The 21,607-nt window shown below is 59.5% G+C and carries 20 protein-coding genes; 4 read left to right on the top strand and 16 right to left on the bottom strand.

All coding sequences use genetic code 11. The annotated features are described in order from the left end of the window. Window positions 1-90: 90 nt before the first annotated feature. From astE to acs, 13 genes are all read right to left on the bottom strand, one after another. The gene (gene astE, locus JMN22_RS26035; RefSeq protein ID WP_202335033.1) at window positions 91-1,098 is read right to left on the bottom strand and encodes a succinylglutamate desuccinylase; all 1,008 of its coding nucleotides are present in this window, start codon (window positions 1,096-1,098) and stop codon (window positions 91-93) included. 12 nt (window positions 1,099-1,110) lie between these two features. Beyond that, window positions 1,111-1,398 (bottom strand): hypothetical protein, encoded by a 288-nt coding sequence (locus JMN22_RS26030; RefSeq protein WP_030142452.1) that lies wholly within the window; start codon window positions 1,396-1,398, stop codon window positions 1,111-1,113. Window positions 1,399-1,467: 69 nt separating this feature from the next. Further along, window positions 1,468-2,814: an N-succinylarginine dihydrolase gene (astB, locus tag JMN22_RS26025; protein WP_202335032.1), complete on the bottom strand. Its 1,347-nt coding sequence runs from the start codon at window positions 2,812-2,814 to the stop codon at window positions 1,468-1,470. 131 nt (window positions 2,815-2,945) lie between these two features. Then, window positions 2,946-4,415, bottom strand: a complete 1,470-nt coding sequence (gene astD / locus JMN22_RS26020) for a succinylglutamate-semialdehyde dehydrogenase (protein ID WP_202335034.1) — start codon at window positions 4,413-4,415, stop codon at window positions 2,946-2,948. Then, window positions 4,412-5,437: an arginine N-succinyltransferase gene (astA, locus tag JMN22_RS26015; RefSeq protein ID WP_030142455.1), complete on the bottom strand. Its 1,026-nt coding sequence runs from the start codon at window positions 5,435-5,437 to the stop codon at window positions 4,412-4,414. Before astA ends, astD begins: the two co-directional genes overlap by 4 nt. 47 nt (window positions 5,438-5,484) lie before the next feature. Next, a complete protein-coding gene (gene aruF, locus JMN22_RS26010) occupies window positions 5,485-6,504 on the bottom strand; it encodes an arginine/ornithine succinyltransferase subunit alpha (protein WP_202335031.1) in 1,020 nt (339 codons plus the stop codon). Between the two features lie 234 nt (window positions 6,505-6,738). Next, a complete protein-coding gene (locus tag JMN22_RS26005; protein WP_202335030.1) occupies window positions 6,739-7,959 on the bottom strand; it encodes an aspartate aminotransferase family protein in 1,221 nt (406 codons plus the stop codon). 405 nt (window positions 7,960-8,364) lie between these two features. Then, on the bottom strand, window positions 8,365-9,345 hold the full coding sequence (argR, locus tag JMN22_RS26000) for a transcriptional regulator ArgR (protein WP_202335029.1): 981 nt from the start codon (window positions 9,343-9,345) through the stop codon (window positions 8,365-8,367). 113 nt (window positions 9,346-9,458) lie between these two features. Beyond that, a complete protein-coding gene (locus tag JMN22_RS25995; RefSeq protein WP_030142459.1) occupies window positions 9,459-10,223 on the bottom strand; it encodes an ABC transporter ATP-binding protein in 765 nt (254 codons plus the stop codon). A gap of 56 nt (window positions 10,224-10,279) precedes the next feature. Next, complete coding sequence (locus JMN22_RS25990; protein ID WP_030142460.1) at window positions 10,280-10,978, bottom strand: ABC transporter permease; 699 nt, start codon at window positions 10,976-10,978, stop codon at window positions 10,280-10,282. After that, complete coding sequence (locus JMN22_RS25985; RefSeq protein ID WP_014339811.1) at window positions 10,975-11,664, bottom strand: ABC transporter permease; 690 nt, start codon at window positions 11,662-11,664, stop codon at window positions 10,975-10,977. Before JMN22_RS25985 ends, JMN22_RS25990 begins: the two co-directional genes overlap by 4 nt. A 90-nt stretch (window positions 11,665-11,754) precedes the next feature. Further along, on the bottom strand, window positions 11,755-12,528 hold the full coding sequence (locus tag JMN22_RS25980; protein ID WP_060741003.1) for an ABC transporter substrate-binding protein: 774 nt from the start codon (window positions 12,526-12,528) through the stop codon (window positions 11,755-11,757). A 784-nt stretch (window positions 12,529-13,312) separates the two neighbouring features. Next, complete coding sequence (acs, locus tag JMN22_RS25975) at window positions 13,313-15,268, bottom strand: acetate--CoA ligase (protein WP_030142462.1); 1,956 nt, start codon at window positions 15,266-15,268, stop codon at window positions 13,313-13,315. A gap of 536 nt (window positions 15,269-15,804) precedes the next feature. Here acs and JMN22_RS25970 point away from each other — a divergent pair. From JMN22_RS25970 to JMN22_RS25955, 4 genes are all read left to right on the top strand, one after another. Further along, a complete protein-coding gene (locus JMN22_RS25970) occupies window positions 15,805-16,068 on the top strand; it encodes a DUF2790 domain-containing protein (RefSeq protein WP_030142463.1) in 264 nt (87 codons plus the stop codon). 29 nt (window positions 16,069-16,097) lie between these two features. Next, window positions 16,098-16,313, top strand: a complete 216-nt coding sequence (locus JMN22_RS25965) for a hypothetical protein (protein ID WP_198797915.1) — start codon at window positions 16,098-16,100, stop codon at window positions 16,311-16,313. A gap of 489 nt (window positions 16,314-16,802) precedes the next feature. After that, window positions 16,803-18,053 carry a ribonucleotide-diphosphate reductase subunit beta gene (locus tag JMN22_RS25960; protein ID WP_030142465.1) on the top strand — a complete coding sequence of 417 codons (1,251 nt, stop codon included), beginning with the start codon at window positions 16,803-16,805 and terminating at the stop codon, window positions 18,051-18,053. Window positions 18,054-18,445: 392 nt separating this feature from the next. Continuing rightward, complete coding sequence (locus tag JMN22_RS25955; RefSeq protein ID WP_198797916.1) at window positions 18,446-18,955, top strand: BRO-N domain-containing protein; 510 nt, start codon at window positions 18,446-18,448, stop codon at window positions 18,953-18,955. A gap of 331 nt (window positions 18,956-19,286) precedes the next feature. On the opposite strand, the gene JMN22_RS25950 is transcribed toward JMN22_RS25955, so the two are convergent. The 3 genes from JMN22_RS25950 to JMN22_RS25940 form a co-directional block, all read right to left on the bottom strand. Beyond that, complete coding sequence (locus JMN22_RS25950; protein ID WP_198797917.1) at window positions 19,287-19,526, bottom strand: type II toxin-antitoxin system Phd/YefM family antitoxin; 240 nt, start codon at window positions 19,524-19,526, stop codon at window positions 19,287-19,289. 91 nt (window positions 19,527-19,617) lie between these two features. Continuing rightward, window positions 19,618-20,022 (bottom strand): helix-turn-helix domain-containing protein, encoded by a 405-nt coding sequence (locus JMN22_RS25945; protein WP_225936094.1) that lies wholly within the window; start codon window positions 20,020-20,022, stop codon window positions 19,618-19,620. After that, window positions 20,019-21,335 carry a type II toxin-antitoxin system HipA family toxin gene (locus tag JMN22_RS25940; protein WP_198797919.1) on the bottom strand — a complete coding sequence of 439 codons (1,317 nt, stop codon included), beginning with the start codon at window positions 21,333-21,335 and terminating at the stop codon, window positions 20,019-20,021. Before JMN22_RS25940 ends, JMN22_RS25945 begins: the two co-directional genes overlap by 4 nt. Window positions 21,336-21,607 lie beyond the last annotated feature (272 nt).

The following is a 21,607-nucleotide window of genomic DNA, read 5'->3' as shown; positions in this document are numbered from 1 at the left end:
CTCGCGAATGCGGTGTGTCAGTTAACAAATAAGTTGTCTGACACTCCGCATTCGCGAGCAAGCCCGCTCCCACACTGGAATGATGGGGCTTTAGATCAGGTTTTCGTCGGTTGCCGGCACGATCAGGATGCCAGCCCGCAAGCCATTCTTCACCTTGGGATTCGGGAAGATGATCCGCGCGCCCTCTTCTTCGATCACCCAGCGCGTATGGGCGATGTCTTCGGCCAGCACGTAGCCTTTTTCAAGCTCGGAGAAGTTCTCGATGTCCGCCGGCAGGTTCAGGCGGAAGCTGTCGCTGTGCTTGATGATTTCCCGCGCGACGCTGAACAGTTGCAGGCCGTCGAGGCTGTCTTCCATCTCCGGCTCGTTGCCTTCGATGATCTGTTGCAGGCGCGTTTCCAGCAGGCTGACATTGACGCCGTCGTTCTGGCCGAATGGCCGGGCCTTGCCCAACTCCAGGGTGAATGACTCGGCACCGAGCTGATCGTAGGTGTAAGCGCTGAACACGATGGACGGCTTGTTCTGCAGCAGCACCGCCTCCATGCCCGCCGCACGCAGACGGGCCAGTTCATGGCGTGAATGCTGGCGACCTTCTTTCCACGGATACAGGGCGAATTGCTCGATCTTCGAACCGCGAATGGCGGTGTGCAGGTCGTAATGCAAACGACTACGGTCCGGCACGCTGAAGAAACTCGCGGCCAGCCGTTCCAGCTCACAGGCGCGCAACGCCTCGGGGCCGCCGCTCAGCTCATGGCGACCATTGAACAGGCGATTGACGTCCTGCTCGACAAAACGCTCGCCGCGACGGATCGCCTCGGGATTGCCGAACAGGAACAGAATGCGTGCCCGTGGCTTCAGGTCGCCACGGGCAATGTCATGCAGCAGGCGATCAAGCAATTCGATCGGCGCGGTTTCGTTACCGTGGATACCGGCCGAGAGCAGCAGGTCCAGGCCATTATCCCGTGCCTCGGGCGGCTTGACCTCCAGCGCGCCCTCGCTCAACCAGCGCATCCGTACGCCTTCGACAGTCAGTTGAGTCTTCTCCGCCGGTTCACGGCCGGCGAGGGTCAGTTCAAGCAGTTTGCCGAGGGCGAGCATAGTGCGATTTCCTTAATGGTCGTGGCCGCAATCCGGGCCATGGACATGATCGTCATCGCTCATGTCAGCCGGCTCCATTTCCAGCTGCAGGCTGACCAGGTTGGTCGCCAATGGGCGCAACAGCAGGTTGGCGTATTCCTCGTCCCCTTCCTCGACATCGACGCCGATCAGCAGCTGGCCGCGGCCGTCCTGCTGGATCCACAGTTCCTTGCCCTGCCACATCACCGCGACGCGGGTGCAGGAGGTTTCCAGTTGCGTGCCGTCGGTGTCTTCAAGGATCAGCTGCAGGGTATCGCTCATGTTTTTACATTCTCGTCTGGGGATAAGGCAACGCGCCCTGCTTTGACTGTAGTCAGGTCGCGCGCGCTTTCAATTGATCTGGAAAGGATAGACCGAGCCAAGTTTAAGGATTTGTGTCAGCTCATCCAGGGCCGACCGGCATTCCAGCAGCAATTGCGGGTCCGCCAGGTCGTTTTCGGTCATGCGGTCGCGGTAGTGAGTCTCGACCCATTGGGTCAGCGAATCGTACAGCGGCGCGGTCATGATAACCCCTGGGTTGACGGCTGCCAGCTCGGTTTCGTTCAGCGCCACGCGCAACCGCAGGCAAGCCGGGCCGCCACCGTTCTGCATGCTTTGCTTGAGGTCGAAGACCTGCACCTCACGGATGACGCCGCCAGAGCTTGTCAGGCCTTGCAGGTATTGCCAGACGCGTTCATTGCTACGGCATTCTTCCGGGACGATCAACAGCATCGAGCCGTCGGGACGCGACAGCAATTGGCTGTTGAACAGGTAGGAACGGACCGCGTCATCGACAGTGACCGCCGAACGCGGTACGCACACCGATTGAAATTTCCCACCGACCTTGGCGAGTTTGTCGCTCAGCTCGGCCAGCATCTTCTCGGTCTCGAGGAACGCATCCTCGTGGTAGAACAGCACTTCGCCGTTGCCCACCGCGATCACGTCGTTGTGGAAAACGCCCTGGTCGATCACCGCCGGGTTCTGTTGGGCGTACACCACGCCCTCCTCACTCAAGCCATGCAGGCGAGCGACGGCGCGGGAGGCTTCGAGGGTCTGGCGCGCCGGGTATTTCTGTGGCGACGGGAAACGACTGTCGAACGCACTGCGGCCGAACACGAAGAACTCGACACCAGCCTCGCCATAGGCGCGGCAGAAGCGCGTGTGGTTGGCCGCACCTTCGTCACCGAATTGCGCCACGGCTGGCAATGCGGCGTGGTGCGCGAAGTGTTGCTGGTTGGCGAACATCGCCCCCAGCACGCGACTGGTGGTCGGGTGCTCGATGCTGCGGTGGTATTTGCAGTTGAGGTTGGCGGCGGTGAAATGCACGCGGCCGTCAGCAGTGTCGGCGCTCGGGCTGACGGTGGCGGCGTTGGCGACCCACATGCTCGACGCCGAGCAACTGGCGACCAGCAGCGGCATCGCTTCTTTCGCGGCCTGCTGGATGACCTGCGCGTCGCTGCCGGCAAAGCCCAAGCGGCGCAAGGCCGCCACGTCCGGACGTTCCTGTGGCGCCAGCACACCTTGCTTGAACCCCATGTTCATCAGCGCCTTCATTTTCGCCAGGCCCTGCAGCGCCGCTTCCTTGGGGTTGGAGCATTGCTGGCTGTTGCTCTGGGAGGCGACGTTGCCGTAGGAGAGCCCGCCGTAGTTATGGGTCGGCCCCACTAGACCGTCAAAGTTGACTTCATAGGATTTCATCAGCGAGGCTCCACGAGAATCTGTTTTTTATAGGCATCGAGTAACAACCGCGTCGCGGCTATCGCGAGCAAGCTCGCTCCCACAGGGCCTTGCACTGTCCTTGTAGGAGCGAGCTTGCTCGCGATTAGGGCTTAAACCATTTTTATGCCAGGCGTCAGGCTCACAGGCATGACCAGGCTCGGCGTCTCCAACGAAGCCACCGGATACGCGCAATAATCCGCCGCGTAATAAGCGCTGGCGCGATGGTTGCCCGAGGCACCGACACCGCCGAACGGCGCGCTGCTGGCGGCGCCGGTCAGTTGCTTGTTCCAGTTGACGATGCCCGCACGGCTTTGCAACCAGAACTGCTCGTAGCGCTCCTGAGAGTCCGAAAGCAAGCCGGCGGCCAGGCCATATTGAGTATTGTTGGCTTCGGCGATCGCGCCGGCGAAATCTTTGTAACGTATAACCTGCAGCAACGGCCCGAACAATTCCTCGTCGGGGCGCTCGGCCACGGCGGTGACATCAAGGATCCCCGGCGTCAACAACGCCGCCTGGGGTCGTGGCTGGGTCATGGACAGCAGCGGCACGGCCCCCTTGCCCAACAAATGATTCTGCGCATCCATCAAGGCTTTCGCGGCAGCCAGGGAAACCACCGAGCCCATGAACGGCGCCGGTTGCTGGTCAAACGGCCCAACCTCAATGGTGGAGCTGACTTGCACCAGGCGCGCCAGCAAGGCATCGCCCCACTGGCCTTCCGGCACCAGCAGGCGGCGTGCGCACGTGCAGCGCTGGCCGGCGGAGATGAACGCAGACTGGATGATGGTGTACACCGCCGCATCGACATCGGCCACTTCATCCACCACCAGCGGATTGTTGCCGCCCATCTCCAGCGCGAGGATCTTGTCCGGACGACCGGAGAACTGTTGGTGCAACAGGTTGCCGGTACGGCTGGACCCGGTGAAGAACAGCCCGTCGATGCCCGGCTCCGCCGCCAGGGCAATACCGGTTTCACGCGCGCCTTGCAGCAGGTTCAGTACACCCGCCGGCAGGCCCGCTTCGGCCCAGCACTTGACCGTCAGCTCGGCGACTTTCGGCGTCAGCTCGCTGGGCTTGAACAACACGCAGTTACCCGCCAGCAGCGCCGGCACAATGTGGCCGTTGGGCAAATGGCCGGGGAAGTTGTAAGGGCCGAACACCGCCACCACGCCGTGGGGCTTGTGGCGCAGCACGGCGGTGGCGTCGCCCAGGGGACCGCTCTTTTCGCCGGTACGCTCGCGGTAGCTCTGCACCGAAATGGCGACCTTGTTGATCATGCTGGTGACTTCGGTGGCCGCTTCCCACAGGGGCTTGCCGGTTTCCTCACCGATGCAGCGGGCCAATTCGTCAGCGTGAGTCTTCAGGGTGCCGGCAAATGCTTCCAGTACCTGGATACGTTCGTCCAGCGGGCGCCGAGCCCAGTCCGGGAACGCCTGGCGCGCAGCCTGCACGGCGGATTCCACCTGGGCCGCCGTGGCGCCTCTTCCAGACCACAGCACTTGCTGGGTCACCGGGTTCAACGACTCGAAGGCGTCGCCCTGGCCTTCCAGCCAACTTCCAGCGATGTACAACGATTTCATTATTTCGACTCCCGAGCAGCGGACAACGCCACGGCACGCACCTGGTCGCCAGCGTTGAGTTGAAGACGTTTGGCGGTCAGCGGATCGACCACCAGGGTGCCCGCGGCAAAGCGCGCCGGCGCCGCCGTGATGCGGCAGTCCTGGCATTTGCGGTTATGGATGAGGAATGGCGTGGCGTCATCGCCCGGCGTGCCGATGGCCAGCACCAGCGCCTGGCTGTCGCGGATCGCACGGATCTTGCCAGTCTCGCATTCGACGGCCGGGCCGGCATCGAAGATGTCGACGTAGCCCTGGTAGCTGAAGCCTTCGCTCTTGAGCATCGACAGCGCCGGCTCGGTGTCGGGATGAACCTGGCCAATCACGGCCCGGGCGTCCTCCGACAGGAAGCAGGTGTACAGCGGAAACTTGGGCATCAGCTCGGCAATGAACGCCTTGTTGCCCACGCCGGTCAGGTAATCGGCCTGGCTGAATTCCATCTTGAAGAAATGCCGGCCCAGGCTTTCCCAGAACGGCGAGCGGCCATTTTCGTCGGACATGCCACGCATTTCGGCAATGATCTTGTTGCCGAAAAGCTGCGGGAACTCGGCGATGAACAGCATCCGCGCCTTGGCCAACATCCGGCCATTGAGGCCGTTGCGGTAGTCGGCATGGAGGAACAACGAGCACAGCTCGGAATTGCCCGTCAGGTCGTTGGCCAGGAACAACGTCGGGATTTCCCGGTAGATGTTCAGTTCCTGGGAAGCGCTGACCGTCAGGCCGACCCGGAAGTTGTACCAAGGCTCACGCAACCCCACGGCGCCAGCGATGGCGGAAATACCCACCACGCGACCGTCATCGTCTTCGAGCACGAACAGGTAGTCCGCGTCACCACGCCCGGCTTCGCCGCGAAACGTCTTCTCGGCCCAGCCAACCCGATGGGCCAGGCGCTCTTCGTTGGCCGGCAAGGTGGTCAGGCCGGTGCCGGTGCTGCGGGCCAGGGCGATCAGAGCGGGTAAATCGCTGCTGCGTACGGGACGAACGATCATGCTATCTCCTCAGACGGGCCGCTCACGCCACCCGCGAAACACTGCTGTTAAACCGCCACCAGGCGCACGCTGGCGCCTTCACCGACGCCCAGGGCTTCGGCTGCTTCCATGTCCAGCGTCACAGGCTTGCCTGGCGCGTAGTCGAGGTCGAGCAGCACGGCGCGGTAGTCCTGCAATTGGGCGTTGGCCACCAGGTATTGGCGACCGACGCCCTTGACGGCTTCGCCGATCTTGACCGGCACCACGCGGCTCTGGGCGATCGAGCGGATCCCCGAGACGCGGGCATGCAAGGTCGGGCCACCGTCGAAGATATCGATGTAGTGATCGGTCTCGAAACCCTCGCGCATCAGGATGTCGAAGGTGATCTGTGCACGTGGGTGGACCTGGCCCATGGCTTCCTGGGCGGCATCCGGCAACAGCGGCACGTAGATCGGGTAATGCGGCATCAATTCGGCGAGGAAGGTCCGGCTTTTCAGCCCGCACAGACGCTCGGCGGCGGCGTAGTTGAGGTCGAAGAAGTTGCGACCGATGGCGTCCCAGAACGGCGAGTCACCATTTTCATCGCTGTAGCCAACGATCTCGGTCACCACCGAATCGGCAAAGCGCTCCGGATGGCTGGCGACGAACAGCAGGCGCCCACGGGAATTGAGTTCGGCCCAAGGCGACCCGACCAGTTCCGGCACGACGTAGAAACTCGTCAACAGGCTGTTGCCGGTCAGGTCGTGGCACTGGGAGAGTACGTGGATCTTGTTATGGATCTTCAGCTCGCGGGACGCATGGACGAAGGTCTCGTTGCGAAAGCTGTAGAACGGCTCGGAGTATCCCGCCGACGCAACGATGGCCGAACAGCCCACCAGCTTGCCGGTAGCGGTGTCTTCGAGGACAAAGAAATAGCTCTCTTCGCCGTTGAAACTGACTTCGGCGGCGAACGAGGCTTCGCTTGCGGCGATCTTATCGCTCAGGCGTTCCACGTCATCCGGCAAGGAAGTGACACCGATCGGGCTGTCCGCAGCCAGACGCTGTACCTCGCCCAGATCAGCCATTTGCGCGGGGCGCATCACCAGCATGGTGTCACTCCTTAACTTGAAATAAACGGTTCGACCATTGGGTCGATACACAGAAAAAAACTAAACGAACACCCAGGCATCTATCAAATCTGCGGCGGTCTTCGATTTCTCAGCCGCTGCAAGACTCCTGTGGGAGCGAGCTTGCTCGCGATAGCGGTGTATCAGTCACATTGATACTGGCTCATCCGCCGCCATCGCGAGCAAGCTCGCTCCCACAAGGGATTCGGTCCAGCCTCAGGCTTGGGTCAACTTCGCCGCAGCCCGTTCGAAGCGGTCCAGGCCGGCGTCGATGTCGGCGTCTTCCACCACCAGGCTCGGGGCGAAACGAATCACGTCCGGGCCGGCTTGCAGGATCATCAGGCCTTCCTGTTCGGCGGCATTGAAGATGTCCTTGGCCTTGCCCTTCCAGGCGTCGTTCAGCACGCAACCGATCAGCAGGCCCAGGCCACGCACCTGGGTAAACAGGCCGTACTTCACGCCGATCTGCTCCAGGCGGGTCTTGAACTTGTCGTGCTTGGCCTTGACGCCATTGAGCACCTCAGGCGTGTTGACCACATCGATCACCGCCTCGGCCACCGCGCAGGCCAGCGGGTTGCCGCCGTAGGTGGTGCCATGGGTGCCGACGACGAGGTGCTTGGCCAGTGCTTCGGTGGTGAGCATCGCCGCGATCGGGAAACCACCGCCCAGGCTCTTGGCGCTGGTGAGGATGTCCGGGACCACGCCGTAATGCATGTAGGCGAACAAGTGGCCGCTGCGGCCCATGCCGGTCTGCACTTCGTCGAACACCAGCAGCGCGTTGTGCGCATCGCACAGTTCGCGGGCGCCTTGCAGGTAAGCCAATTCGGCCGGCAACACACCACCCTCGCCCTGGATCGGTTCCAGCACCACGGCGCAGGTCTTGTCCGAGACCGCCGCTTTCAAAGCGGCCAGGTCGTTGTAAGGAACGTGGGTGATGCCGGTGATTTTAGGACCGAAACCATCGGAGTACTTCGACTGCCCGCCGACGTTGACGGTGAACAGCGTACGGCCGTGGAAACTGTTGAGCGCAGCGATGATTTCGTATTTTTCACTGCCATAACGATCGAACGCGACGCGACGGGCCAACTTGAAGGCGGCCTCGTTGGCTTCGGCGCCGGAGTTGCAGAAGAACGCACGCTCGGCGAAGGTCGCGTCCACCAGTTTGTGAGCCAGGCGCAAGGCCGGCTCATTGGTGAAAACGTTCGATACGTGCCACAGCTTGTTGGCCTGTTCGGTCAAGGCTCCGACCAGAACCGGGTGGGCATGGCCCAGCACGTTGACTGCGATACCGCCAGCAAAATCGATCAGCTCGCGACCGGACTGGTCCCACACGCGGGAACCGGCACCACGCACAGGGATGAAGGCAGCAGGTGCATAGTTGGGAACCATCACCTGGTCGAAATCGGCGCGTTGTACCGCGGCTTGCTCAACGGACATCGGAGTCTCCTGAAGAGGAACACCCACCTGGAACTGGCGGGCTTGGTAAGGATTGTAAGGACAGTTTTCAGCCCGGCCTTGCCGCCAAGCGACAACTTCTTATAGCGCCAACCCACGTTTTTCGCGGGTTTACGGCAATGCGACAAATAGCGTCGCAAAGGCGCAGTTTAAACGTTGCCGGTGTATTTGAGGTCCCTGCATCTACATTTCCCTCGGCCATGCAAAACACACCTTGTGGCGAGGGGATTTATCCCCGCTGGGCTGCGAAGCGCCCCCTAAAGCCAGGCTGCTCGGTGTGCCAGATAGATTGGGTTGGCTGTCTTGGGGCTGCTTCGCAGCCCAGCGGGGATAAATCCCCTCGCCACAGGGTTACATGCACTACCCATATAAGGGGTTGCGCCAGCTTTAGCCCCGTTCGGACGGCACCGAGGACAATTCGAACGGGCTGCTGCTACGCCGCTGGTTACGGTCTTCCCGCGGCGTGGCACCAAAGAAGTTGCGATAGGCGCTGGAAAAATGAGGGCCGGAAGAGAAACCGCAGGACAAGCCGATCTGGATGATGGACTTGCTGGTCTGCATCAACATCTGCCGCGCCTTGTTCAGGCGCAGTTCCAGGTAATACTGGCTCGGCACACGATTGAGGTACTGCTTGAAGATCCGCTCCAGCTGCCGGCGGGACACGCACACATGCTGGGCGATTTCGTCGGTGGTCAGCGGCTCCTCGATGTTGGCTTCCATCAGCAGCACCGCCTGGGTGAGCTTCGGGTGGCTGGAGCCGAGGCGGTTCTGCAACGGAATGCGCTGGCGCTCGCCGCCCTCGCGAATGCGCTCGACCACCAACTCCTCCGACACCGCGCCGGCCAGTTCCGCGCCGTGATCCCGGGCCAGCACCGCCAACAACAAGTCCAACACCGACATGCCGCCGCAGGCGCTCAGGCGATCACGGTCCCAGTCAAACAGATGACTGGTGGCGATGACTTTGGGGAAGCGCTCGGAGAAATCATCCTGCCAGCGCCAGTGCACGGCAGCCCGATAGCCATCGAGCAAACCCAACTGGGCCAGTGGATAGACGCCGGCGGACAAACCACCAATGACGCAACCGGCCCGCACCAATTGTTTAAGCGCACTGCTCAGCGGCGAGGCCAGCGCAGTCGGCGGCTCATCGGCCACCAGGAACAGCTTCTGCAAACCTTCGAGCTTGCCCGCCCAAGGCTCGCCCGGCAGTTGCCAGGCGCCCTCTGCCGAAGGCTCGGCTTGAAGAAACGACAGCTCGTAGACCACGTCCGGATGCACTCGCTGAGCGACACGCAAGGCCTCCTCGGCCAGCGCCAGCGTCAAGGCTTTAGTGCTGGGCCAAATCAGGAAACCTATTCGATGGGCAGTCATGGCGGGCGATCCGAAGCGAAAACAGTGTTAAAGCCAAAAGCGGCTGTAACCAAATTAGACCATCTGGCGCGCGGTGCGCAGCATGACCCAAATCAGGTGCGTAACGGGAGCGATTACTTGAGGCTGCCCGACAGGAATTGCTGCAGGCGCTCCGATTGCGGATTGACCAGCACTTCGCGCGGGTTGCCACTTTCTTCGACGATGCCTTTGTGCAGGAACACCAACTGGTTCGACACTTCACGGGCAAAGCCCATTTCGTGGGTCACCACCACCATGGTCCGGCCTTCCAGGGCCAGGGCCTGCATGACCTTGAGCACATCGCCGACCAATTCCGGGTCAAGGGCCGAAGTCGGCTCATCGAACAGCATCACCTCAGGCTCCATTGCCAGCGCACGGGCGATCGCCACGCGTTGCTGCTCGCCGCCGGACATATGGCCTGGGTAGGCATCCTTGCGATGGGCCACGCCGACCTTGTTCAGGTAGTGCTCGGCCTTCTCGCGGGCTTCGGCCTTGGGCACGCCCAGCACATGGACCGGCGCTTCGATGATGTTTTCCAGCGCAGTCATGTGAGACCACAGGTTGAAATGCTGGAACACCATCGACAACCGCGAACGCATGCGCTGCAGTTGCTTGGGGTCCGAAGCCTTCATCGCGCCGTCCTTGCCGGCAACCAGTTTCAACTCTTCGTTGTTGAGCAGGATCTTGCCAGCGTGGGGTTGCTCAAGCAGGTTGATGCAACGCAGGAAAGTACTCTTGCCGGAGCCACTGGAGCCGATGATGCTGATCACATCGCCAGCCGCGGCTTTCAGTGACACGCCCTTGAGCACTTCGTGACTGCCATAGCGTTTATGCAGGTCTTGGACTTCAAGCTTATACATGCGGTCGGTTCTCACAAAACGTCAGTCGTTGAGCAGTCGATCGGATCGACGCGTTATCAGTGCTTGCGCGGCGCCAGGTAACCCAGCCAGCGGCGCTCGGCCAGCTTGAACAGGCGCACCAGGATGAAGGTCAGGCACAGGTAGAACACACCGGCGGTGATATAGGCCTCGAACGGCAAGTAATACTGCGCGTTCACCGTGCGCGCGGCACCGGTAATGTCGATCAGGGTCACGATGGACGCGAGACTGGTGGTCTGCAACATCATGATCACTTCGTTGCTGTACTGCGGCAGTGCCCGGCGCAGGGCCGACGGCAACAGGATCCGGCGATACAGCTTGTAGCGCGACATGCCCATGGCCTTGGCTGCTTCGATCTCACCATTGGGCGTGGCCCGCAGGCTGCCGGCGATGATTTCAGCGGTGTAGGCGCTGGTGTTGATGGCGAACGCCAGGCAGGCGCAGAACGTTGCGCTGGACAGCCATGGCCAGAGGAAGCTCTCGCGCACGATGGCGAACTGCGCAAGCCCGTAGTAGATCAGGAACAGCTGCACCAGCATCGGCGTGCCGCGGATCACATAGGTGTAGAGCCAGGCCGTCATGTTGACGATCGGCTGCTTCGACACCCGCATCAGCCCCAGGGGCAGCGCCGCCAACAGGCCGAAGAACAGCGACAAAGCCAACAATTTGAGGGTGGTCAGCAAGCCACTGAAGTACAGCGGCAAGGCTTCGTAGATGACGTTGTAGTCGAAGATCATAGATCAGCCGCCCTTACGCCTACCGAGTAGCGCTTCTCAAGGTGACGCAACGCCAGCAACGAGACGCTGGTGATCACCAGGTACATCGCCGCCACTGCGAGGAAGAAGGTGAAAGGCTCGCGAGTGGCATCCGCCGCCTGCTTGGCCTTGAACATCATGTCTTGAAGGCCCACCACGGAAATCAACGCGGTGGCCTTGGTCAACACCAGCCAGTTGTTGGTGAAGCCCGGGATCGCCAGGCGAATCATCTGCGGCACCAGCACCCGGAAGAACACCTGGAAGCCGTTCATGCCGTACGCCATGCCCGCCTCGGCCTGCCCCTTGGGGATCGCCATGAAAGCACCGCGAAAGGTTTCCGACAGGTAGGCGCCGAAAATGAAGCCCAGGGTACCGATACCGGCCGCCAGCGGGTTCAGGTCGATGTAGTCGTCATAGCCGAGCATCGGTGCCACGCGATTGAGCAAGTCCTGGCCGCCGTAGAAAATCAGCAGGATCAGCACCAGGTCGGGAATGCCGCGAATGACCGTGGAATACAGGTCGCCCAGCCACGCCAGCCAGCGCACCGGAGAAAGGCGCAACGCAACGCCGATCAAACCCAGGACGATGGCCAGGGCCATGGACGACAAGGCGAGCTCAAGCGTCAACCATGCGCCATCGAGGATGACAGCCCCGTAGCCTTTCAACATGATTCAGGTCCTCGAAAGTGGGATGAAAAAATGGCGCAAACCGCAGAGATCCTGTTGCTTGCGCCATTTCGCACGAGTGGCGGGACGTCGTTACTTGCCGTAGATGTCGAAAGCGAAGTATTTGTCCTGGATTTGCTTGTACTTGCCGTTCTCGCGGAGGGCGGTGATCGCGCCATTGATCTTGTCTTTCAGCGCATCGCCCTTGCGAACCGCGATACCGATGCCGTCGCCGAAGTATTTCTCGTCGGTGAAGGCTGGACCTACGAATGCGAAGCCCTTGCCGGCATCGGTCTTGAGGAAGCCGTCATCCAACAGGGTAGCGTCTGCCACGGTGCCGTCGAGGCGGCCGGCGGCGACGTCCAGGTAGATTTCGTTCTGCGAGCCGTACGGCTTGATCTCGGCACCCAGCGGAGCCAGGACTTCACGGGCGAAACGCTCGTGGATCGAACCACGCTGCACGCCGATGTTCTTGCCCTTGAGCTCGGCCAGGTTGTCGCTGACCTGGGTACCGGCCTTCATCACCAGACGGGCCGGCGTGTTGTAGTACTTGTTGGTGAAATCAACGGACTTCTTGCGATCTTCAGTGATCGACATGGACGACAGGATCGCGTCGATCTTGCGCACCTTCAGCGCCGGGATCAGGCCGTCGAATTCCTGCTCGACCCACACGCACTTGACCTTCATCTCTTCGCACAGCGCATTGCCGATGTCGTAGTCGAAACCGACGATGCTGCCGTCCGGAGCCTTGGAGGCGAACGGAGGGTAAGCCGCTTCGATACCGATCTTCAGGGGCTTCTCGTCAGCGAAGGTCGGCAGGGACAGCACGGACAGTGCCAGGGCGCCAAGCAGCACAAGTTTCTTCATCTTGGGACTCCATCGGTAAAGGGCAAAACGGCAGAGTGAGCAACAGCCCAATATGCGAATGGGTAAACGAACTTGGGTGCTGCATTCGATGGCTCGCGTTTTTCAACGCACGCCACGACGAGCGAGTGATCGGCATTCTAACGACAGGCCCGAAGTCGATATTTCTTCAATGCGACAACAAATTACAGAAGCACCGAGAAAGCTGTTCGAGCACATTGACAGCCTCGCAAATTCATGCAAGAGCAACAGAAAGGGAACCAATCATCGCTGCAAATAGCGGGCCCATTATTCGCAAACCCTTCTAATCCGGCAAGCACAGCGTGTCGGCTTGTTTTTCGAAACGCTTGAAAACGCCCTGCAACGGGGCTTGGCGTTTCACATCGCCCCGTTGTGGCGCCTTTGGTTACACATTTCGAAACACCGGTAACGTTCAGACGCGTCCTACATTGAACGCCGATATTTATTCACCCACCTGTCAGCCAAACATCAAACCCTGTGGCGAGGGAGCTTGCTCCCGCTGGGCTGCGCAGCAGCCCCAAAAGCCAGGCACCGGGGTCGTTCTACAACGAACCTGTGGCGAGGGGATTTATCCCCGCTGGGCTGCGAAGCGGCCCTAAAGCCAGGCAACTCGGTGTGCCAGACAAATTGAGTTGACTGCCTTGGGGCTGCTTCGCAGCCCAACGGGGATAAATCCCCTCGCCACAAAAGTGAGCGCCGCAGGCCTATATAAAAAAGCCCCGCCCGGCAAACGCCGGGCGGGGCTTTTCAGTGTTACACGCGACCGTCAGGCAACGTTCATGGTCTTGTGCGTCTCGATCAGGTGCGCCACCACACCCGGATCGGCCAGGGTGGAGATATCACCCAACCCGTCGTATTCCGCGGTAGCGATCTTGCGCAAGATGCGACGCATGATCTTGCCGGAGCGGGTTTTCGGCAGGCCTGGCGCCCACTGGATCACATCTGGCGAAGCAATCGGACCGATCTCCTTGCGCACCCAGTTCTTCAGTTCCAGGCGCAGGGCCTCGCTGGTTTCTTCGCCGGCATTGAGGGTGACGTAGACATAAATGCCCTGCCCCTTGATGTCGTGCGGCACACCCACCACCGCCGCTTCGGCGACTTTCGGGTGGGCAACCATCGCGCTTTCGATCTCGGCCGTACCCATGCGGTGACCGGACACGTTGAGCACATCGTCCACCCGACCGGTGATCCAGTAGTAGCCATCCTCGTCGCGACGGGCACCGTCACCCGTGAAGTACATGCCACTGAAGGTCTTGAAGTAGGTGTCGACAAAACGGTCATGGTCGCCGTACAGCGTACGCGCCTGGCCCGGCCACGAGTCGAGGATCACCAGGTTGCCTTCGGCGGCGCCTTCGATCAGGTTGCCGAGGTTGTCCACCAGCGCCGGCACTACACCGAAGAATGGGCGGGTTGCGGAACCCGGTTTCAACGCCGTGGCGCCTGGCAGCGGGCTGATCAACACGCCACCGGTCTCGGTCTGCCACCAGGTATCGACGATCGGGCAACGCTCCTTGCCGACATTCTTGTAGTACCAGTCCCAGGCTTCCGGGTTGATCGGCTCACCCACCGAACCCAGCAGGCGCAGGCTGCTGCCGTCGGCGCCTTCGACAGCGGCAGTGCCCGAGGCCATCATCGCGCGGATCGCGGTCGGCGCGGTGTAGAGGATGCTGACCTTATGCTTGTCGACAACCTTGGCCACGCGGGTGATGTCCGGGTAGTTCGGCACGCCTTCGAACAGCAGCGTGGTCGCGCCATTGGCCAACGGGCCGTAGACGATGTAGCTGTGACCGGTGACCCAACCCACGTCGGCGGTGCACCAGTAGACCTCGCCCGGCTTGTAGTCGAACACACGCTCATGGGTCAGCGCCGCGTACAGCAAGTAACCGGCAGTGGTGTGCTGCACGCCCTTGGGCTTGCCGGTGGAACCGGAGGTGTAGAGGATGAACAGCGCTTCTTCGGCGCCCATTTCCTTCGGCGCGCAAACGGTACCGGCCACCTTCATCAGGTCTTCGTACCAGATGTCGCGGTGCTGGTTCCACTTGATGTTGCCCGCCGTGCGCTTGCACACGATGACCTTCTGGATGCTGCTGGTTTCCGGGTTGGTCAGCGCGTCATCGACGTTGGCCTTGAGCGGGATCTTCTTGCCGGCGCGAATGCCTTCGTCAGCAGTGATCACCACTTTGGATTTGCAGTCGATGATCCGACCGGCCAAGGCTTCAGGGGAAAAACCACCGAACACCACCGAGTGAATCGCACCGATGCGGGTACAGGCCAGCATCGCGACCACGGCCTCGGGGATCATCGGCATGTAGATGGTCACCACGTCGCCGCGGTGTACGTCCTGGCCGCGCAGGGCGTTGGCGAACTTGCAGACTTCTTCATGCAGCTCGCGATAGGTGATGTTGCGGCTCTCGGATGGGTCATCGCCTTCCCAGATGATCGCAATTTGATCACCGCGCTCGGCCAGGTGACGGTCGAGGCAGTTGTAGGACACGTTCAAGGTGCCGTCGGCAAACCATTTGATGTCGACATGGTGATCGTCGAAAGAAGTCTGCTTCACCGTGGTGAAAGGCTTGATCCAATCGAGGCGCTTGGCCTGCTCGCGCCAGAAGCCATCGGGGTTGACGACCGACTGCTGGTACATGGCCTTGTAGGTCGCCTCGTCAGTCAGCGTGTTGGCCGCTACCTCGGGACGAACGGGATACACAGAAGCCGCACTCATCTTTCTTACCTCGGTGACAATAGTTGTTTTTGTATGGTTCCGTTGTAGCTTGGGGCGGGCCTATAGAACCATTCGACGATGGTAGTAACAAGTCCCTACAAAATGTCGGTACTAGTGGGAGCCGAGCTTGCTCGCGACGGCGGTGGGTCAGCCAATATCCATGCAAACTGATCCACCGCTATCGCGAGCAAGCTCGCTCCCACAGTTGATCTCCATTGAATACTCACTTTATATCCAACGCCGCTCCCCCTGTGGGAGCGAGCTTGCTCGCGATGACGGCGACACATCCAGCATAAATGCAACAGACATCCCCACCACCTCTAGCGATTATTACCAGATCAACCAACAGTGTTTATCAAAACCGAGTCTGTTTACCCCCACCCCCTCCTTCTAAAATCCACCTCGCCAACCGGCAAACACGATTGACGCAACACAGCCCCCACGAAGGCCGTTGATCCAACTTCCAACACTTGCTCCACACGCAACCCCAAAAAGGTTGCGTGACCCCACTCGACCTCAAAAAAGGTGAAATACAGATGAAAGCTTTATGGGTTCTGGTCCTCGGCAGCCTGTGCGCCACCGCGATGGCGGACGAGGCCCCGACCGATGTTGCACAGCAAAAACCGGCAATCGAGGAGTACACCTACTCCACCCACCTGGACATCGCCAAAGTTATCTACATGAGCGACATCCCGAATGTCTGCGAAGTGGTCCCGGCGAAGATGGAATACGACGACTCCAAGGGCCAACGCCACATCCTGCGCTACAGCGTCATGGGCAACGGTTGCTCCAACGGCTGATCAACCTAATCGAACCAGGACCAACCCTCATGAAAAGCAAACTGATCCTCACCCTGACCCTGTCCGTACTGGCTGCCAGCACCTTCGCCGCCGACGGATTCGATCGCACCGGTTCCGCCGCCGCAATCAAGCGCTACGACCTGATGGATACCGCCACGATTGCCACCGACGATCACGACCGCACACACACCGCGACCGTCGCCACCGATGACCGCGACCATGCCGATTCGGCGCGTACCGACTGATCATTACTGGCAACTTCCATGGCTCGATTTCGATCGGGCCAGGTTGTGTCTGGAACCGCCGAAAACCCTTCACAAACACAACATGTAGTGCAAAACCGCAAAAAACGCTGGTTTTTTGATCAAAAAAAACCGCGATCCGCACCCTGCAAAAAAAATCTTCAACGGCCAAAGCCTTGTAAACCCTCGCTCCCACGCGGATATACCCCCCGCCGCCCCTTCTGTGAGCTATTTCGCCACACCACGTAGGCAAAAAAGTCCTTATAATGCCGCCTTAAACGGGCCTGCAATATTCCCTTACAGGGGATCACGCCAGCCTGGAGCCCACGCAGGGGCCCATCGCCTCCCCGCGTTCACCGCTGCTCCGGAATGACCCGTACATTTTTCTGTTTATTGCCTGCGTCAGCTGCTGCAACAAACGATTTTTCAAGATCCACCGCGGCCAGTAGGCCTTCATTGGGCATCTGGCCCTCACGCAGGAGACGACACGTCATGCTGAGCTGGGACGAATTCGACAAAGAAGACAGTGGCGAAGTCGCTGTAAAAGGCGCCAACGCCGGCCACGCTTCTGAAGCCAACATGGACCGCCTCGACAGCGCCGGCGGTGCCGCCGCCCTCGAAGCCCGGGCCGTGACGGCCAGCGACTCGGCCGCGATCATTCGCGCCAAGGCCGCCCTCGATAAACTCGACGTCGCCGAAGGCCTCGCCGAACTCGAAGGCGCCTCCGCCCGTGTCGCCGTCGATGAAAAGCGCATGATCAACTGCCGCGCCGACCTCAACCAGCTCGTGCCATTCAAATACGACTGGGCCTGGCAGAAGTACCTGGACGGCTGCGCAAACCACTGGATGCCGCAAGAAGTCAACATGACCGCCGACATCGCCCTCTGGAAAAACCCGGAAGGCCTGACCGACGACGAACGCCGCATCGTGATGCGCAACCTGGGCTTCTTCTCCACCGCCGACTCCCTGGTTGCCAACAACCTGGTCCTGGCCGTGTACCGCCTGATCACCAACCCGGAATGCCGCCAGTACATCCTGCGCCAGGCTTTCGAAGAGGCGATCCATACCCACGCCTACCAGTACTGCATCGAATCGCTGGCCATGGATGAAGGCGAAATCTTCAACATGTACCACGAGATCCCATCGGTCGCGAAAAAAGCCGCCTGGGGCCTGAAATACACCCGTTCGATCTCCGATCCGAAGTTCGAAACCGGCACCCCGGACACCGACAAAGAGCTGCTGCGCAACCTGATCGCCTATTACTGCGTCCTGGAAGGCATCTTCTTCTACTGCGGCTTCACCCAGATCCTCTCCATGGGCCGCCGCAACAAGATGACCGGCGTCGCCGAGCAGTTCCAGTACATCCTGCGCGACGAATCCATGCACCTTAACTTCGGTATCGACGTGATCAACCAGATCAAGATCGAAAACCCACACCTGTGGGATGCCGAGATGAAGGAAGAAGCGACCCAGATGATCCTGCAAGGGACCCAACTGGAAATCGAATACGCCCGCGACACCATGCCTCGCGGTGTATTGGGGATGAACGCGGCGATGATGGAGGACTACCTCAAGTTCATCGCTAACCGTCGCTTGTCGCAGATTGGCTTGAAAGAAGAGTATCCGGGGACGACGAATCCGTTCCCTTGGATGAGCGAGATCATGGACTTGAAGAAAGAGAAGAACTTCTTTGAGACTCGGGTGATTGAGTATCAGACGGGTGGGGCTTTGAGCTGGGATTGATTCGACAGAAAAATCCTAGGCTGTACGCGTAACTAAAAACCCCGTGACAACGGGGTTTTTTGTATTCTACGGAACCAAAACCGCGTTTAACTGCGGGACAGGCACGTCACCTCTGCCCTACGAAAAACTCAGAATCTTTCCGCATTGACGCCGTATCGCCTCGTTACCTATCTTAGTCACAGGTGCCTAAGAAACGCCCAACGTAGTAGCTAATCGCCGAACATGGAATCGCGCACTGTCCGAGGACACTTGCAATTCTGTGTGGGGAAAATAGCTAGTTGGGATTTTTCTCACATCCTCTACGTCGGGCTCGCGCCGCTAACCTTCGAACGTAGAGGTGGTTATGCCCACAAGAACGCAGCTCTGCTCTCCGTATGTCTCGGAGAACCTTCATGCCTGACGCTTACACTCCGGCGGTTTTTACCCGTCATAACGTTAATCTTCATGCCCTTCTGCTTGAAAACCAAGCTTGGTTCAGCGCCTCCGATTTGGGGCGTTTGATGAGCAAGCACCTCGATGAACGCATGACCCGCAAGCTTGACCCTGACCAGCGCCGGATGATGCTCGTGCATGTCCACGGCTTGACCGAAGAGCGTCTGATGCTGAGCGAGTCAGGCCTCTATGCGCTGCTGGTTTATCACTACTGCCCTGAGTATCGATTGCTGCGTGAGTGGATCACGCATCAGGTGGTACCAACCCTGCGGGATGAGCGCTACTCGCATAAGGTGGAACGGCCTACGTTGAGCGTGTTGGATTGGCCGAAGATGTCGCTCTGCATGCTGCACTGGCAGGATGAGCCATGGATTCGTTTGCGGGATATGCCAGCGGTGCTGGTGGATGATCCGTTTGGGCAGCACGAATCCTGGTGGCGGAAAGCTTCTCGGATTTTGCGAGGGTCTTGAGATTCAATCAGAGGCCGTCGTCCGTGTTCGAGCGACGTTTTTTGTTGGTCATATGGAATGAGGGCTGCTGCGCAGCCCAGCGGGAGCAAGCTCCCTCGCCACGGGTGTAGGCTCTGAGAACTTCAGCGTCTGTTGATAGAAAAGAATTTATGGAGATATGTAATGACGAAAAAAATAAGAAGTGAGGCCTTCGAGTCGATTCACAGCTCGGCCGAAGCGTTGCTGAAAGTAGGCGCTATCGACGAGGCCACCATGCGAGAGTTCGACGAGGCCTGCATGGCTGAGGTATCTGCTGAACTCTCAGATCAAGAAGATTCGCCTGAACTCAGAGCTAGCCCTCAAACCCCTTGATGACGTCCTCCGGAGTGCGGTCGAAATCCGCCAGCATCCGAATATTCCCCTTCAATCGACCAGGCTTGCGCGCCTGCGGTGTAGCGACATGAGGCAGCAGTTCCAGATAAGGCTTGCCGGCCTTGGTGATCACCACCCTGTCGCCCTGCCATGCACGCGCACCCAGTTGTAAGAGCTGGGACTTTGCTTCGCGCAAGGTTACTTCCACCTGTTCACTCATGCACCGTCTCCACGGATTCAACTGACCCAAGCTTGAGCGCTCGATAGGTTCAAGCTGGCGCTCCAAGTCTCTGCTCTGAACATTTCTCCACCTACCCGGCCGCGCCCTTGTCGCCATCCTTGGCCTTCGTACCGAGCTGTGCTGCGGTTTTGCGTTTAGGATTAGCACCGCGAATGGGCATTTGGGGAGTCGTTTTTTGCGGCTTGGGCGGCGGCGTGTAAAGGGTCGTGGCAGACTTCGTCAGCCCCAGGCGCAGCCCGAACTTTCTCAAGATGGCTTCGATGGTGCTAAGGGTTGGATTGCCCTTGTCCTTCTCGATCTGGTACAGGGCCTTGGTCGACATGTTGCACATGAGAGCAAAGGTTTCCTGATCCAGGCCGGTCACCTCAAGCCGTAGACGGCGAATAGCGGTTCCCAGGGTTTCGATCCCCGTCACATGTTGCATGACGATGTCGTCAATGAGCTCCCTGCGCCGTTCGTTGATGTTCTCTTTCATCGCAGCCCCCATTCAGCCAGGCGCTTATCCAAATTGTTCAGCGGAATAGACTGAGCGCGCCTCACTTCCTCTGGAAGATCAACCAGCAGATCCGGTAAAGCCCTGAATATCTCGGCGGCTCCAAGCAGACGCTCGAAAAGCACGTCAGGGCTGACCAAGTCCTGGAAGTCACTGCAGACCGCTTTCCAGTCTGGACTTCCCATACGCTCAGCCTTCCATTTGGTTACCCGAGTGACACCTTCCGGATCGAGTACCATTGGTGCAAGGTCATAGATCGGCGCCAGTTCGAATTTGTCCCGATATCTGAAGATGGCCGTGTTGCGCCCATGGTTGTCCGAATTTCCCAGGATACGGTTCAGCAGGTCACGGCGAAGGTATTCAAATACCAGTTCCTCAAGCTCACCTTCCTGCCCATTCGTGCACCACAGGTGAATCAGGCGACTGAGTACATCCTCATGATTCATTCTCGAACCAGGCTCGGTGTTCTCACACACTGAATAAATCGACTCGACCGGAATCCTCTCCACCATGTCGTTGGCGACTCGCCGATCAAAGCGCGGCATCCACAGGCTTGGCTTATCGGCTTCCTCAAGCACCAGTCCATCTGTAGATATCGTCTTCAAACCGAGTCGGGAGATCGCTTTGTAATAGTGGTACTCGGCCCGCAGGATGTTCTTGTCGCGCTCAGTCGCTTGGTTGCGAGCAAACTTCACCAACCAATGACGACGCGCAAGTTCGTCAGAAAGCATCGCATCGGCATAAAGCGCGCCATCCCCATCCTCAACCATAATCAGCTTTGGAGCTTCCCCCTGAGCGCCCGTAGCACCGCCCAGCGCAGCGCCAGATTCATAGGCGTATTCGAGGAAGTCATTTGTTCTGTCTACGATTTCTTTGCGTGCAAAGGCCTCTTTGCGAGTCTGGTCGATCTGCTCGAAAGACTCCTTCACCCTCAAGTGCCCAATGGGAGAAGGTGTGCAGCGACTCAGGAGGAAAAAACTCATGTCCATGCCGTCTGGCTTTTCCTCACCAAATCTCTTCTGCAACGATTTCCGAGCAGCTCCGGCCGGTATGATGTCGTAGACGAATGGGGGATAGCCTTTACCATCGACAGCATTCCAGCTCAGCGGAAGATTTACGCTGAGGGCGTGTTCAAATGCGGTATCTAGCTTATGAATGAAGTGAACCAAGTAATCTTGGTCGTAGGATACGCTGCATCGCGACTCCTCAACCTTCTGAGCGTTCGACACGCTGAAGACCACAGCGTCGCGCCAGTGGCCTTCAACGTAAGTCTGGATGGTGAGTTGTTCGGACATTTTTAAATCAACCGGAACTATGATACCGGTTAGTCTCGCCAAAAGCCTCTCTACCAGCAATATAATTCCGATTAAAGGCGGAACGCGGTAGATAATCGGCATTCTAATACCGACTAATTGGACCTGGAGCTGCAGAACGAGGGCTGCTCCGCAGCCCAGCGGGAGCAAGCTCCCTCGCCACGGGTCGATGTCAGGGCGCAGGCGGGCGGCGGGCTTGATGGCCAGGTTGGTTCTGGGAATCGCGAGCAAGCTCACTCCCACGGGGTTTGTGA

It is taken from the genome of Pseudomonas sp. HB05 (genome assembly GCF_016756915.1).
Classification (GTDB): domain Bacteria; phylum Pseudomonadota; class Gammaproteobacteria; order Pseudomonadales; family Pseudomonadaceae; genus Aquipseudomonas; species Aquipseudomonas alvandae.
The sequence above is the reverse complement of the archived record's forward strand: the minus strand, read 5'-3'. Positions and strand labels throughout refer to the sequence as shown.